16 protein-coding genes and 2 tRNA genes are annotated in these 14,087 nt (G+C 46.0%); 16 read left to right on the top strand and 2 right to left on the bottom strand.

Annotated elements, in window-relative coordinates; genetic code table 11:
- From QNM16_RS23770 to QNM16_RS23820, 11 genes are all read left to right on the top strand, one after another.
- The coding region (locus tag QNM16_RS23770) for a hypothetical protein (RefSeq protein WP_284022729.1) at positions 1-1,803 on the top strand (1,803 nt) is incomplete at its 5' end.
- Between the two features lie 8 nt (positions 1,804-1,811).
- Positions 1,812-2,516 carry a hypothetical protein gene (locus QNM16_RS23775; RefSeq protein ID WP_284022730.1) on the top strand — a complete coding sequence of 235 codons (705 nt, stop codon included), beginning with the start codon at positions 1,812-1,814 and terminating at the stop codon, positions 2,514-2,516.
- A 146-nt stretch (positions 2,517-2,662) separates the two neighbouring features.
- Positions 2,663-2,739 (top strand) — tRNA-Asp (locus tag QNM16_RS23780).
- Between the two features lie 87 nt (positions 2,740-2,826).
- Positions 2,827-3,615 carry a hypothetical protein gene (locus QNM16_RS23785; RefSeq protein WP_284022731.1) on the top strand — a complete coding sequence of 263 codons (789 nt, stop codon included), beginning with the start codon at positions 2,827-2,829 and terminating at the stop codon, positions 3,613-3,615.
- Positions 3,616-3,624: 9 nt separating this feature from the next.
- Positions 3,625-4,023, top strand: a complete 399-nt coding sequence (locus tag QNM16_RS23790; protein WP_284022732.1) for a hypothetical protein — start codon at positions 3,625-3,627, stop codon at positions 4,021-4,023.
- Between the two features lie 179 nt (positions 4,024-4,202).
- Positions 4,203-4,460: a hypothetical protein gene (locus QNM16_RS23795; RefSeq protein ID WP_284022733.1), complete on the top strand. Its 258-nt coding sequence runs from the start codon at positions 4,203-4,205 to the stop codon at positions 4,458-4,460.
- Positions 4,461-4,486: 26 nt separating this feature from the next.
- Positions 4,487-4,562 (top strand) — tRNA-Thr (locus QNM16_RS23800).
- A gap of 210 nt (positions 4,563-4,772) precedes the next feature.
- Positions 4,773-5,945: a hypothetical protein gene (locus QNM16_RS23805; RefSeq protein WP_284022734.1), complete on the top strand. Its 1,173-nt coding sequence runs from the start codon at positions 4,773-4,775 to the stop codon at positions 5,943-5,945.
- On the top strand, positions 5,945-6,679 hold the full coding sequence (locus QNM16_RS23810; RefSeq protein ID WP_284022735.1) for a phage baseplate assembly protein V: 735 nt from the start codon (positions 5,945-5,947) through the stop codon (positions 6,677-6,679). Before QNM16_RS23805 ends, QNM16_RS23810 begins: the two co-directional genes overlap by 1 nt.
- A 125-nt stretch (positions 6,680-6,804) precedes the next feature.
- A complete protein-coding gene (locus QNM16_RS23815) occupies positions 6,805-8,781 on the top strand; it encodes a bacteriophage T4 gp5 trimerisation domain-containing protein (RefSeq protein WP_284022736.1) in 1,977 nt (658 codons plus the stop codon).
- Between the two features lie 52 nt (positions 8,782-8,833).
- Positions 8,834-10,249: a hypothetical protein gene (locus QNM16_RS23820; protein ID WP_284022737.1), complete on the top strand. Its 1,416-nt coding sequence runs from the start codon at positions 8,834-8,836 to the stop codon at positions 10,247-10,249.
- Positions 10,250-10,293: 44 nt separating this feature from the next.
- Here the strand turns inward: QNM16_RS23820 and QNM16_RS23825 are convergent, their stop codons facing one another.
- Positions 10,294-10,629 (bottom strand): helix-turn-helix domain-containing protein, encoded by a 336-nt coding sequence (locus tag QNM16_RS23825; RefSeq protein WP_284022738.1) that lies wholly within the window; start codon positions 10,627-10,629, stop codon positions 10,294-10,296.
- Positions 10,630-10,746: 117 nt separating this feature from the next.
- Complete coding sequence (locus QNM16_RS23830) at positions 10,747-10,917, bottom strand: hypothetical protein (RefSeq protein ID WP_284022739.1); 171 nt, start codon at positions 10,915-10,917, stop codon at positions 10,747-10,749.
- A gap of 260 nt (positions 10,918-11,177) precedes the next feature.
- On the opposite strand from QNM16_RS23830, the gene QNM16_RS23835 reads away from it, so the two are divergent.
- The 5 genes from QNM16_RS23835 (at position 11,178) to QNM16_RS23855 (ending at position 14,087) form a co-directional block, all read left to right on the top strand.
- Positions 11,178-11,414 carry a type II toxin-antitoxin system Phd/YefM family antitoxin gene (locus QNM16_RS23835; RefSeq protein WP_284022740.1) on the top strand — a complete coding sequence of 79 codons (237 nt, stop codon included), beginning with the start codon at positions 11,178-11,180 and terminating at the stop codon, positions 11,412-11,414.
- Positions 11,415-11,426: 12 nt separating this feature from the next.
- Positions 11,427-11,756 (top strand): type II toxin-antitoxin system RelE/ParE family toxin, encoded by a 330-nt coding sequence (locus QNM16_RS23840; protein ID WP_284022741.1) that lies wholly within the window; start codon positions 11,427-11,429, stop codon positions 11,754-11,756.
- A 178-nt stretch (positions 11,757-11,934) separates the two neighbouring features.
- Positions 11,935-12,228: a PAAR domain-containing protein gene (locus tag QNM16_RS23845; protein WP_284022742.1), complete on the top strand. Its 294-nt coding sequence runs from the start codon at positions 11,935-11,937 to the stop codon at positions 12,226-12,228.
- A 25-nt stretch (positions 12,229-12,253) separates the two neighbouring features.
- Complete coding sequence (locus QNM16_RS23850; RefSeq protein WP_284022743.1) at positions 12,254-12,631, top strand: GPW/gp25 family protein; 378 nt, start codon at positions 12,254-12,256, stop codon at positions 12,629-12,631.
- Between the two features lie 10 nt (positions 12,632-12,641).
- Positions 12,642-14,087, top strand: a complete 1,446-nt coding sequence (locus QNM16_RS23855) for a baseplate J/gp47 family protein (RefSeq protein ID WP_284022744.1) — start codon at positions 12,642-12,644, stop codon at positions 14,085-14,087.

Here is a 14,087-nt window from a genome sequence, read left to right on the forward strand (position 1 = left end):
AGTCGCATGATGGATGCTGCGAAAACCGCAGTCTCTTTCACGCCACTAGGCATGATGGCCACCGCAGCAAGTAATTTGTTCAGTTCGGATGACTCTGGCGCTGCAACAGTTACGGCGGATAGCGACAAGCCTTCTATTGCCAGCCGCATGATGGATGCTGCAAAAACCGCAGTCTCTTTCACGCCACTAGGCATGATGGCCACCACTGCAAGTAACTTGCTGAGCTCAGATGACTCCGGTGCGACCAGCTTGACAGCCGAAGGAGATAAACCTTCTATTGCCAGCCGCATGATGGATGCGGCGAAAACCGCCGCCTCTTTCACGCCATTGGGTATGACGGTAAACGCAGCAAGTAGCTTGTTCAGTTCAGATGACTCCGGTGCGACAAGTTTAACAGCCGAAAGCGACAAGCCTTCTATTGCCAGTCGCATGATGGATGCGGCGAAAACGGCTGTCTCCTATACCCCACTAGGCATGATGGCCACCACTGCAAGTAACTTGCTCAGCTCTGATGACTCCGGTGCGGCTAATTTAGCTACCGAAGGTGACAAGCCTTCCATTGCCAGTCGCATGATGGATGCGGCGAAAACCGCCGCCTCTCTCACGCCACTTGGCATGACGGTCAACGCAGCAAGTAGCTTGTTCAGTTCAGATGACTCCGGTGCGGCTAATTTGGCTACCGAAGGTGACAAGCCTTCCATTGCCAGTCGCATGATGGATGCAGCAAAAACCGCCGCCTCTCTCACACCACTTGGCATGACGGTAAACGCAGCAAGTAGCTTGTTCAGTTCAGATGACTCCGGTGCGACTAATTTGGCTACCGAAGGCGACAAGCCTTCGTTAACTAGCCGTATGATGGATGCAGCAAAAACTGCCGCCTCTTTCACACCACTGGGCATGATGGCGACGACGGCCAGCAACTTATTCAGCTCAGATGAGTCAGGGGCAGCGAGCTTAACAACTGAGGGGGAAAAACCTTCATTAACTAGCCGTATGATGGATGCAGCCAAAACAGCCGCCTCTTTCACGCCTCTGGGCATGATGGCAACAGGGATCAACCATTTAATGACGTCATCGCCAGACAGCTCTAACCGTATTGCTGCCAAAGATGGTACATTTTTTAATCCAGTGCTTTCTGAACAAGCTGATAACGGCACACTGTTTATGGGCGACGACTTTCAAAGTAACGGTAAGCTATCTTCATCGACAGCAGTCTCTACAACCGGGTTGAACAACGCCATGGCAATCGCCAATGAAAGCAGCAATGCATTCAATGCTGAACGCTTATCATCAGGTAAAAATGAGTCAGTTTCTGCCATCACACAGCGCACCCTTAGCACACTTAAAAACTCGGGACTGCTTCCCGTTGATGAGCAATCAAATAGCGCCAATATTGCCAGCCGCCCGATCTCAACAGCTCAATATCAGCAGCTTTTATCTGATACGCAAAATAAAGGCTTAGACGCAACAACCGCCTCGTCTAACAATGCCTCCATTACACAACCTACTGTCAACGGCAGTGAGCTGGTAGCGCATGTAGAGTTACCACCCGCACTTAAAGACGCGGCATTGCTCAGTGACACTCTCCTGTCACCCAATGTACAAGCGCAACTCGCTGGCGCAGCAAAAGCACCTGTTGGCAAGGCGAGTAACAATCGCACTGTTTCAGCCTCACGACCTGCACCAGTGAGAACGATGCCAAGAGGTGGCGGTGGACCGAAACCTTCAAGTTCAGGGCAGAAAGGGTCATTTCATGTAGATGATACCGGTATTGCGATAATGAACTCTATACTCTTTGATTAGGAATTGACATGACAACAGAAAATAATACGCTCGATATCGAGGCACTGGCTTCGGGCCAGTTTGGAAATGCAAAGGTGTCAATTGTACTGCCAGAAGCAGCAGTTGCCTCCGGCGACATTGGCACAATCGTTGGGTTTACAACCGAAAACTTTACCATCCAGGGCTCTGCGACATGGGAAGGAAAAGAAACTGGGGAGTCGAGTACGCTTAATGACGTGATCTCAGGTCTTTCAGGCATTATAAACTCATTTGGCGCCTCAATTCCAGGCGGGTCGACCACTTCACGAGCATCAACAGTCCGGCACTGGACATCAAGCGAGCCGCAACAGTTTCCTGTGAGCTTTGTGCTCCTTGCATATAATGATCGAATTGACGTACGTAAAGATGTCAGCAAGCTGTTACGCTGTTTATATCCAACTGGCTCTGGCGGCGAGTTCTCGATATTTGGTGTCGAATTCGGCATTGGTATGAAATCTCCTATGGGATACATTCCAAAGTTTGGCGAAAACACACCATCGGAAAATACCGCCACACTTAAAATCGGTAAATGGTTTGAAGCTGATGGGCTGCTCATCGATGATGTCGCCGCAGAAATGAGCAAAGAGGTGACCCCGTCAGGGAACCCGCTGTACGCGAATGTCACCGTCACGTTTAGCTCTTACCGTATGCTGTATGCTGATGATATCACCAACCTGTTTTATGGCAACGAGTAGCCTCATAACTCAGCCCGCCTTGCTCATAAAATAATACCGTGAGTGAGGCTTCGTGCGCCTTTTGTAATAACGCCATTGACCTGTTGTACAACGATAATATAAAATATAGCCTATTCAATGACTTTACCATTGATCATCTGTTATTTGGGGTGGTAGTTCAGTTGGTTAGAATATCGGCCTGTCACGCCGAAGGTCGCGAGTTCGAGTCTCGTCCACCTCGCCAATAACAGACAATTGCACGTTAAGGACTGGCTTAGTCTTTGTTGCTAAGCTGGAATGCTTAAACAACGACCTAAGATTGAGACTAAAGATGAGCCGAGCAGCGCAATTACTTACCAAATTTGATGACGCAAAAACCATGGGGGACACCACCTCATTGCAAGTGTCTATGACACAACAAAACAACACCAGATTTTATACCACTCAAGTACGTCAAACGCGCTATACACTTCACCAAGGACATCATGGCGAATGGACCGTGCAATCACAGCGTGAACAGCTTGCAACTTTAGATCAAACCCGTGTATTTAGAAACTTAGAAGCGCTTGAGCAAACCATTCAATGCTTACAAGGCATTGCCCAAAAAATTGCGCAATTGGATGCCACAACGCAAGACGATGCGATGGCAGAGGCGCTTGAAATTGAGCAAACAGCATTTGAATTAGAAATGGCGCAAACTCAACAGCAATCAGCACTTTACCAACTACAGCTGATCGCCAAAGCCAAAGGCTGTAAAAAGAGTGCTAAGGCCTTGGTCGCTTTATCAGATGAAGCCGACAGTGAACGTGCTCAGCTGGACGCCCTACACGCTTATTTCAAGCGCGCTGATCAACCCGAATACGCTGCGGTTGCGCTGGCACTGAAACACAAACGTCCAGATTGGGTTTTAATTGCCCTCTTGGAGCTCAATAAACTGCACTCGCAAGATCCTTCGAACGATGCCTTGCAGAGACTATTACACGCAGTACAAGAACCATTACCCAAGCAAACACAGGCATTGGAGCCTGTCACACTCAACGAGCCCCTAGCCAGTATCGTTAATGCGATCCCCGCCAAAGAGAGAAAGGCACTGGTCAGCGCTTGGCAACTCAGATTTTAAGGTACAGATATGAACAAAGCACAACAGATCATCAATAAATACAAAGAACTATCAGCTAAAGCATCTAACCTAGACGAACATAACCAAATGTCAGAACGACAAACGATCAGTGAATTTGTGATAGCCCAAAGCACTAGATTAGATGAACGCCGCATGTTACAAACAAAATTTATTGCAGGCACCTTGCCAAGAGAAGCCGAATTTTGGCATATGCGAATCAAAGATTTACTTCGACTTATGGGCAGTAAAAAGCTACCAAAAGTTAATACTATTCAAGATATTGTACTGTGGGTGACACGCGCCGCAGAAGCTTGGCGCAATTCACTGCAATATGCTGAACTGATGAAAAAAAAGGGATTAAGCCGAAAAGATAAAAATACCTTTGTGTGGGTTGAAAAAAAGCGATAAAAAAGAGCCCAAACAACACCCAACCATTGTACAACGATGTGTTTTTGCGTATAATCCTTCATGTCGATAAAGCCAAGTATGCACTTGGCTTTATTTTTTAGTGATAAACAGGGAAAAGCAAGTAGGACATCACTGTTGTCCCAAAACTCCAACCTGAGTTTTTATTTTGGACCACAGTAATGACGATACCTTTTGTTGAGGCATTGGCTTGGCTGTCTATGGCAGCAGCAATGATTGCATTTTCAACACGTAACGAATTTATGTTACGTTTATTCACTATTTTTGGCTGTATTTCAGGCTTTATTGTCTATGCGGACAAAGCCCTAGTACCCAGTATGATTTTAAATGCCTATATCGGGGGCATTTGTACTGTGTACATACTGAAAGACTTGTATCAGCGCGGCCGAACGTCGCACCCAGATCAAGATAACAGCTAGCTTTGCGCATTGCGTAACCTCATTTTGCCGACTTAGCTCAGCAGGTAGAGCAACTGACTTGTAATCAGTAGGTCAACCGTTCGATTCGGTTAGTCGGCACCATCATCATACAGGTATGCCCTATGCTTGCCCGTCTGATTTGAACAGGTGTGCGCGAGTTCATACTCAACAGCGACCTCAAAGCCGAGTTAGCTCTGTCCCCCTTAACTCGGTTTCTTTTTTATTACCCACCTCCCTTGTACAATACTTTAATGGTAGAATAAAACTAATTAGCGCCAATTAGGCGAAAATAAATTATATGAGACTTGATGTATGTTGAAGGTAGATGGCCTATTCCAGATCAACTTAGTAATAGATGGCCTGGAAGAACTTAAAACGAACCCACTCAATCTAAAGGGATTAGAACTGATTGAAGTTGCAGGTGTCGGCTTGCCTATGTTGCAAGGCGCAATCGAAATCGATGACCCGAATGTGCGTGCCCTATTTCATGAAGGCAATAAAGTGACCATCAGTTACAGCATTGGTAAAGATGATGAAGACGACACCATAGATACCCGTTATATGCTGACTCGCGTCACCACCTCACGAGTAAATCATCAATACTTAATCAGCTTTGCCGGCCTCTATGATGTGCCCGCTTACTTGATCACCCATAAACAACGCGCTTTTTCTAACATGTCAGCTGTAGAAGCGATTTTAGAAGTTGCCAAAGACCATTTCGGACCCGACTACATTGATTCAAACGTCAAAAAATCAGAAGATCGGATGACTTGGCTTCAAGGTGCTATCACAGATAAAAAGTTCATTGCAAATACGTGGATGCACGCAGATTTACCCGACTCATTCCCAATGATAGCCATCACCACAGATGGGCGATTTCGCCTGCGAGATTTAAAAACCATCGTCAAAGAGGAAGGGGCAAAACCAACTTGGGAGTTTCACCAACGCGCCGACGAAGAAGCAGAAGATGATGGCAATAAAATTTGGTATCACGGTGATTACACGGTTGATAATAACTCAGGGTTTATGAACCATTGGCTAGGGTATGGCAATACGCTTGATATGCGCGATCAGGAACTCAGCGAATACGAAGAAGTACTAGAGCAGTCTAGTCCTCAATTGGCGAAGGCTTCCGCATTTCCACGCCATTCCGATGTGCATGGCCGCAAAGGCAAACCGCGTTATGTTAACGATAATATGTACCCAAGGTACTGGCATGCCTATCAACAAAATACGACGCAACTGGGATTGTACAGCACAATTTCTGTCACGTTGAACTATGACAGCAGGCTCCATAAACAAATGCGGGTACTCGACCTCGTGTACTTCTCAGAAGTAGACAGCTCAGCAGAAAAGTTTGATAACCCATTTACCGGACTGTATTTGATCTCAAAATTAAGTCGTAAATTTAGCCAAAACAAGGTGGTCACTACGGTGCAGTTAAGCCGTGAAACCCTATCTGATATTCAAGGGGAGGTGCGATAATGGGCTTACTCAAACAGGCTGATTGGCTGCGCCCACGCCATGAATTACGTGAGCAATTTGAAGCCGAAGTGGTTAAAAACGATGATCCCCGTATGTTGGGGCGGGTGAAGTGCTCTATTAAAGGCCTGCTGGACATTACTTACATTAGCATTGATGATTTACCTTGGGTTTCGCCACAGTTTCCCGCCGAGCATGGTACCTTAGACGATGGCTCAGCCATCATTGTGCCTGAAGTGGGCTCGACGATTTTAGTTGAGTTCCCTTCCCAAGACATCTATCAGCCAATTTACCGCTGGCGCAAGCTCAATCGAAAATCGCGTCCCAAAGATTTTCACTCTGAATACCCTGAGCGTTACGGTCATCAAGACCGGATGGGAAATAAGTTCATCATAAATAAACGCGATGGTCATTCAAGTAAAGAAACACGTTCACAAGATGGCAGCTTGCACTATCACAACACTGTCAATGGCACTCAGTTAATCACAGATCCGCATGGCACCATCATTGAGATAGACCGACCAAATCAGCGCTTGTTCATCAAATTTGGTGGATTAGAGGCCACCGTTAGCCCAGAAGGGGTAAGTATCAATACGCCTTCTTTAACCATCAATGCAGAAGATGCATTGAGTTTGCTTTCTAGCTCCGGCATGGATGTTAACAGCCTTGCCGATGGTCATGGCGTTGGTAGTTTCATTGAATCTATCGCGGAAGCAATTGAAAAAACAGGAGGATAAACACACGATGAAATACCGAATTTTACACTGCCTTAAACACATACTGGCGTGTGTAAATGCCTCCTACAACATGCACCGTATCAACGTTGTTTGGTCGGTGTCTAATGGCATAAAGTTGGGTGATCATGGCACACGAAAATAGACAGCTGCACAGACGTGATGTCGAGAGTGGGGTGATTGACAATAACCCCTACCCTGCCGACCTCAAGCCGCATAAATTGGAGATTGATAGCTCCTTAGACATGATGACCAAGCCCGTTTTAAACGAGGAAGATGGTGATGATGTCTATGCCAGTGAGCGGACGCTTAAATACCCAAGCTATTCAATTCATGGCAAAAGTGGAAACTTTACCGCAGATCAAGATGGGACATTTCGCTTTGTCGGGTGCACATTAAACACCCTCGAGGTAGAGAGCATCTGTACTATTATCTTGGTTAATTCGAGCGTTAGGCATCTCTCTGGGGATGCACTGGAGGATGCCGACAATAACACTACAGGCCAAGCACGCATTATCTTAATTGATAGTAATTTGGAGCGTGTTGAAGATCTGGAAAACTTTTATTTAAGCCTGCACGGACTCAGTGCATGGAATGGCAATTTAAGCGACTGTAAAAAAGGAGTTATTCGACTCCAGCAAAGTAAAGATTGGATTGCCGAGAATAACATTGATAACTGTGAAGACTTGCGCTTTAGTATCGCGCTAACCGGCGGCTGTAAGGTACGCGCTGTGGGGGATTATTTTGCACACCGCAGCGACCGTCTGAGATTCCAGTGGCATCACACGCCGCTGGTCATGACACAGTCATCAGCAGTCACGTTTGATGAATGTACCGAAGTGCTCACCCAGCACCACAACAGTGATATCACCGCCACAGAAAAATTTGCCTATGACGCAAAGCACATTGCTGTGATTTTACACAGCAGTATTTTAAGCTTTGAAACTTGGTTGTTTGATGAGGTTGAACGCCCAGTTTTATCGGCCACGCACTCACAAGTCAATGCAACATCAGACACTGGCGGCTTATTAAACGACCCTGTACAAAGCCGGATCCATCTGGGCAATCAATCAAGTTGCGAAGCCGCAAACCTCATCATGGGCGAGGATGGTGTGTTGTCGTTGCATCGTGCGAAAGTCAAAACAGCTGGCCCCCTCGGTGATGCACAAAAGGCCACCATCCGACTGGTTGAATCTTCCCTCACTTGCGAGGATGGCGGTGCAGCTATCAAACTGCAAAATTGCAACTTTAAAAGCATCAATTCAACGCTCAAAAGTGACGGTATATGCCTTGATGCACAAAACAGTGTCATCGACATTGAACAAGGCAGCTTTGAGGGCAAAACCAGTGTGATGCGCTTAACCAAATGTAGTACTACGTTAAAGCTCCTCACAGCCACCAGCGATAGCGTGGACCTGCACGCCATTGAAGGTTCATTGACCATTGAGGGGGGCTCTTTAGCTAAATCCTTGCAAGGCGCACAATGCGGCCATATCCGTTTGAGTGATGTTGTCATTGGCGGCGACATCAACCTCAATGAGGTGTCTGCCATGGAGTTATATGGCACACAAACCGATGGGAACTTATCGGTGACAGGTGGCCACTTTCAAAGTGGCGGAAACCACTTTGGCGGGTCAGGCAACGTCAAGACTGGGATCAGCACCTTGGGTGGCGACAGCTTTGACGGCAGCTTAAAGGTCACAGGAATTTCCATGGTCGGTGAGGTCAATGCATCCGATACCACCAACGTCGGTTTTATGCTGGTTGAAGGTGGCAGTGGCTCCAGCCACTTACCCAATACCAATCGTGGCTGGCACGTTACTGAGTCAATGGACTGGGTCATCGACAATGATGTTTGGATAAACGTCGGGGCCAACACAGATTGGAAAATCGGGCAAAACCTGACCAGCGATGTGGGTATCGATATGTCTTATACTGTCGGAGGCAATGCCTCATATCAGATAAGCCAAAATCTGACCCAAGATGCCGGCATGAATGTCGATGTCAATGCAGGCAGTAACCTTACTACAAATGCTGGTTCAGTAAATACTGTACAGGCTGGATCTATGGTGGTCATTAGCGCACCAACCATTGCAGAGAACTAAGGCAGAAGATCACTGCCTTTGTCATTAATATGAGACTGAGAGAACGATAATTATGTTACCTTCTATTCCAAATGGGATGTCCCAAAGCTATGCAGCGGCACGCGGCACACTTACGGCAATAAACAACAGCTCTGTTGCTACATGCGGCATGAGTTTGACAGAGCTAGAGCGTTCGGTATCGCAAAGTGAGAACAGCAATACCCTAAGTATGTCAGAATTTGCAGAGCAATTTAGTGATATGAAGATCTTTTCTGTCGCCGCAGGCTTGGAAGAAGACTTTACCGCAAAAAGCTTAATTGGCGGCGTATGCGGCTTGATGAAAGACATCACCAGTGGGGCCTTATTACAAGAGTTCCTTGACGCCATTAATGCAATCGAGCGGGCAATTATGGACCGCGCATGTGATCAGCTCGCCCAGCTCATCGCCGCAGCCACAGAAGCATTATCCGTGTTTGATGAGTTGGTTGCAGGCATCGCCGCAGTTGCAAAAAGCATCGCACAGCTGGCACAAGATATTATGAATAAGGTCAGTAAAGTAATGATGATGATCGGCAGTGTACTTGAGCACTTTACGATGTTTTCTGATTGCTTTGAGGCGGCCGCTGTACATAACCCAGATGTTGCACAAGCGTATGACTTAGCCACCGACCTTGCTGCGGATTTAAAAGCAGGCACAATCCCACGCGGCCAATTGCCCTTTGCCATCCGTGAACAGACCCGAAAGCAAAATCAATTCGCAACCCGTATCAACGAAGCCAAAGAAAAAATGCCGCAAGGCGCTAGCCGCGATAAATTGGAAGAGTATATGGCTCGCTATGATGAGAAACAGCAAAGCGAAGATGACAAGTTAAATGACGGAGGTCTTGGCAATGTAGGTAATGACACACCCGATGCCACGGTCGACCCAGTCGTTGATCACGATTATGAAGCAGACACTTGGTTTGCTCGTCAAGCGACATGGCAATGGCAAGACAACAACTCTGTCGCCATCAGTGTCGACAGTCCCATGGAACGCGGTGTTATAGAACACGACGCGCTAAGCCGCACATCATGGCAAGGAGAGCTGGCCTTTAATATTGCTTCAGAAGCCACTCACCGCTTCGCCGCAGGCATGATCCTCGGAACCTTGGAAAATGGTAACTACCTTTGTATTTTGAAACGTGGAACATCTGGGCTGGCTCGCTTTGAATTTGCCCCAAATACACTGCTGGCACCGTCCGGATATGAACCAGAAACAGACCATAGCAGTGAGCAAGTCTTTCAAACATGGGCAGAGACCAAAGGCGTCGCCATGCGCTTAGTGGCAGATGATACCTTCTTTACGGTGCACGCCGCAGATATTGATGTACCGGATAAGTTTGACACCTTGCAAATTGCTCGCGCGCAACTAAAAACGCAAAACGTTGGATTTATATCACTAGGAAAAGGCATCGCTTTTCATATTGTCTCACGCAGTGACGAAGCGTAAATTAAGCGTGGCAGGTAGCACAGCGCAACCTGCCCACTTCATTGTCACAAGCCATAATCTTGCAGCTGCTCGACATCTAGCTCCAACGCCTGTGCTATTTTCTTCAGCGTGTCTGATTGCACTTGGTTGCCCACTTTTTCCATTTGCGATAGCGCGGATTGACCTACACCAATCTGCTTTGCCAATGCACTTTGCGACAAACCTTTATAACGCCGCCACGCCGCTATCAAACTACAATTATGCTTATCCTTTAGGGCAATTACACCAATCGGCACGCTGGTGTTTTTGTGCTGTTTTGCCGTCATCGATATCCATACATCATATGGCACAACTGCAAATGCAGGCTTACCATCTTGTTTTATTATTTGCACGTCGTCCATTAGCCAAACACCCAATACATAAGTAACGCACCCGCTACGCCCGCTAACGCCCAAAGCACGGGCGTATAGTCTTTTAATTGCATTTTCATTTCACTCACCTCAATCAATAAAAGCCCCCTATAATGGGAGCTTAGTCCATGCTATGATAAGCGCTGCGATGATCCCGAGTACGTAAAACGCCAATCTTATGTTCTCTCGGACTTCGCTTCGGCGCTGGGATTCAATTTCCTGTTCAAGCTTTTGAATCTCCAGCTCCAGCTTTGTTTTATTGAGTTCTTCTTCTTCCATATAGTTCCTTATGTTGTTTAACTGGTACTAATATTAATCTAATATATTAGTTAAGTCAACATAAAAACTAATAAAAACTAATAAAAACATAAAATATTAGTTTAATATTAGATATTAGCTGATATTAATATCATGTCTAATGCTTCCATACCGTGACAAGTCTAAGTTTAGTCCGATGGTTGACACCTTACTACGATCGGTCTATATTCAGACCACAGTCTAAATATAGACTACTCAATTACATTAATTTTGGAGTTCATATGAATATAGCAACCATCAGCGAAATGAAAGCCAAAGCCGCAAGCTTACCCGATGAATTAGGCTACAGCCCCTTGTTTGTTACTCAAAATGGTAAAGAGTCACTGGTTGTGCAAACCCATGAAGCCTACCAACACCAGCAAGAGAGAATGGCATTTATGGAGCTGTTACTACAAGCTCGAAAAGACATTGACGAAGGTAACACAGTCTCTGTTGATGACTTTTTAAACGACATTTAAGACAGGGATTTTATGCGGGTAAATATCGCTATAACCAAACACGCACAAGAACAAGTTAAAAGCGCCATTCGTTTTCGTGCCCGTTCACAAGGTGAAAGCATCGCAAGAGACAGGGTCAAAGCAGCAATAACAAACTGGAAGGTGCAGCTAGAAACCATGCCAGAAAGTGGCAAAGCCTGCGCCTACTTTGATGACCTGCAATTTAGAGAGATGATCAAAGGCGATTACCGATTGGTGTACGAAATTCGTAAAAAAGAGGATACGTACAACATTTATCTCTTAATATTTTGTCATGTTCGTATGAACTATGAGACCTTAATCAGACAATTTAATCAGATCTAAAACAACGCCCTCGTTTACAGGGCGTCTTTTTCCCAAATCACATACTCCTTCAGCAGCTAAATTGCAGCATATTCAACAAGTTCCTTACTAATTGTACAAAGTCCCTTAAATGCGTGCTGTCATGCACCCAAGTGTTGTACAATTGTTCTATTACTAATTGAGACTTTAGGTTAACGCGATGAGCGCAGCGCGATTAGGTGATGCATGGGCTGGCGTATGTTTTGCTCACAAAACCCCAACCCCAATGGTGGGCGTAATTGTAACAGGTGCCGCGACGGTGTCGGCAGAAGGGATGAGCAAAGCTCGCTTTGGTGATGTTGTCGTAGGTGCTTGTGGGCATGCGGGGTTAGTGGTCAGTAGTTCCAGCTTAACCATCACGGAAGGCTCAGGTGCAGCACGACTTGGCGATGCCGTTGCAGGTGCCATGGCGGGCAGTATTATCAGCTCCGCTGCGACGGTATTAACGACCTAATTGATAAAATAGAAGGTGTATATCAATGTCATTATACAGTGATGTTAATCAATCCAACCCCTTTTCAAAAGAACGTGTTACCGATGAAGACAGTGTACAACAAGCGCTGTATAACTTAGTTCGCACGCGTAAAGGGGAAAGGGTGTATCACCCAGAATATGGCCTAGACATAGAGTATTTATTGTTCGAGCTGATCACAGATGATGTTGCTTTAGAGCTCCAAGTTCGGATTAAAACCGCCATCACCAAGTGGGAACCACGCGTTAAAATTGTCCGTATTACGGTTGACCCAGAGCCTGATAACAATACTTATAATTTAACAATGCACTACAAAATTAAAGGATTAGGTGATCGCCAGTTCAGGTTTAATGACTCATTAAGTACAGCCACAGGTGCAGGATAAGGGGTAGAAGATGTCTGATATGATAAATAAAACAAGCTTCAGTTATGAAGAAATCTTAAATGAACTGAAAAAAGTGCTCAAAGAGCGCTATGCCGAAACAGATGCGGCTTGGGAAGACTTCTATGCTTTTGGTACCGGACAAATCATTCTTGAGCTGCTTGCCGGTTTAGGCTCTTTTACCACCTATTCAGCGGTTGCTAACCGACGTGAGTCGTATTTGACTCATACTGTCCTTGCTAGCTCAGCACGCGCAATTGCTGCCCCGCTAGGTTACTCAGCGTATCGCGGTAATAACTCTGGCTTATCTATAGATGTTCACGCCCATGCCCTTACCAACATTAAACGTTTAGACAAAATTGGTTATTACGAAGATGACTCGGGCGTATACGATATATTATCGACGCAGGATTACACATTAGATCCACCAAGCAGCGGTAATTCAATCCCCTCAAAAGTCGAAGCTGTGATTGGTAACTTGGCAACCACCAGCCAAATTTTCAGCAGCCACAAGCCGCAAATACTGCGCTACACTCAAGAAGGGATCAGTGACCACTTTTATCTCAAACTCAACGGAAAAATAGTCCCACACAGTGAGGATGTGATTGATTTGATCCACGGTAAATATGTCTGTCTGACGAATGCCCATGGCTCACTCGATATCATGGCAATGAATGACTACTTAGCGCCTGAACATCGCTTCCAAGCAGGTTATGAGCTTGAAGTCATCTATATCCCACTTAAAGAAATCGTCAAACCTCAACTGGCCAATACCAATATCTCTATTGGCTCATTAGAAAATCTACAAACCGGTCTGCGTTATCAAGACCCTGATACTGTAGAAGAGATCCAAGTAAAAGCTCCACTTCGTCACGAAACAGGTCGAGTCATTCGCGGCCGCGATGACTATATGAAACGCCTTGAGCAAGAGCTACCCAATGTCATTGATGTCAATGCCCGTGATTTGGACTCTGCAAACCTTGCCCTTGCATATATTCTAGATAGTGATAAAGACCTCACTGATGCTGAATTGACAGCGGTGCGCAATAACATTGCCAATGCAGCAAATCGCCCGATGGGTGTCAAACCCCCTGAGCTTTCATCTGGTAATCGAGAGCAAATAAAACTTGATGTTCAAGTTGTGCTACGCAGTTCTTTAATATCCACAGCCTCAGTTGTAGACGATGTCGTACAATCGGTTAAACCGTTCGAGCGAAAGCTGGGTAAGCGCGTCGATTTATACGACATTGAAGACGCCATCCGAAACGAGCTCCACTATGCAAAGGCTGTGCGTGTGCGCATTACGCCAAATCCAGATTTATCCGATGAAGAACTTGAGACATACCAGCCGCTGAACATTGCTTGGAACCAATATTATGAGTTTCAGCCACGTGTACAATTGCTCGACACAGCTCGCGATTTCTTTGAAGAAACCGCCCCACCAGTACAGCCGGTATAA

It is taken from the genome of Pseudoalteromonas umbrosa (assembly GCF_030125375.1).
In the GTDB taxonomy this organism is placed as follows: Bacteria; Pseudomonadota; Gammaproteobacteria; order Enterobacterales; family Alteromonadaceae; genus Pseudoalteromonas; species Pseudoalteromonas umbrosa.

Bases quoted from the DNA above. Each gene is read 5' to 3' on its own strand.
- QNM16_RS23775 (WP_284022730.1), top strand. From the start codon at position 1,812: ATGACAACAGAAAATAATACGCTCGATATCGAGGCACTGGCTTCGGGC.
- QNM16_RS23785 (WP_284022731.1), top strand. From the start codon at position 2,827: ATGAGCCGAGCAGCGCAATTACTTACCAAATTTGATGACGCAAAAACC.
- QNM16_RS23790 (WP_284022732.1), top strand. From the start codon at position 3,625: ATGAACAAAGCACAACAGATCATCAATAAATACAAAGAACTATCAGCT.
- QNM16_RS23795 (WP_284022733.1), top strand. From the start codon at position 4,203: ATGACGATACCTTTTGTTGAGGCATTGGCTTGGCTGTCTATGGCAGCA.
- QNM16_RS23805 (WP_284022734.1), top strand. From the start codon at position 4,773: ATGTTGAAGGTAGATGGCCTATTCCAGATCAACTTAGTAATAGATGGC.
- QNM16_RS23810 (WP_284022735.1), top strand. From the start codon at position 5,945: ATGGGCTTACTCAAACAGGCTGATTGGCTGCGCCCACGCCATGAATTA.
- QNM16_RS23815 (WP_284022736.1), top strand. From the start codon at position 6,805: ATGGCACACGAAAATAGACAGCTGCACAGACGTGATGTCGAGAGTGGG.
- QNM16_RS23820 (WP_284022737.1), top strand. From the start codon at position 8,834: ATGTTACCTTCTATTCCAAATGGGATGTCCCAAAGCTATGCAGCGGCA.
- QNM16_RS23825 (WP_284022738.1), bottom strand. From the start codon at position 10,629: ATGGACGACGTGCAAATAATAAAACAAGATGGTAAGCCTGCATTTGCA.
- QNM16_RS23830 (WP_284022739.1), bottom strand. From the start codon at position 10,917: ATGGAAGAAGAAGAACTCAATAAAACAAAGCTGGAGCTGGAGATTCAA.
- QNM16_RS23835 (WP_284022740.1), top strand. From the start codon at position 11,178: ATGAATATAGCAACCATCAGCGAAATGAAAGCCAAAGCCGCAAGCTTA.
- QNM16_RS23840 (WP_284022741.1), top strand. From the start codon at position 11,427: ATGCGGGTAAATATCGCTATAACCAAACACGCACAAGAACAAGTTAAA.
- QNM16_RS23845 (WP_284022742.1), top strand. From the start codon at position 11,935: ATGAGCGCAGCGCGATTAGGTGATGCATGGGCTGGCGTATGTTTTGCT.
- QNM16_RS23850 (WP_284022743.1), top strand. From the start codon at position 12,254: ATGTCATTATACAGTGATGTTAATCAATCCAACCCCTTTTCAAAAGAA.
- QNM16_RS23855 (WP_284022744.1), top strand. From the start codon at position 12,642: ATGTCTGATATGATAAATAAAACAAGCTTCAGTTATGAAGAAATCTTA.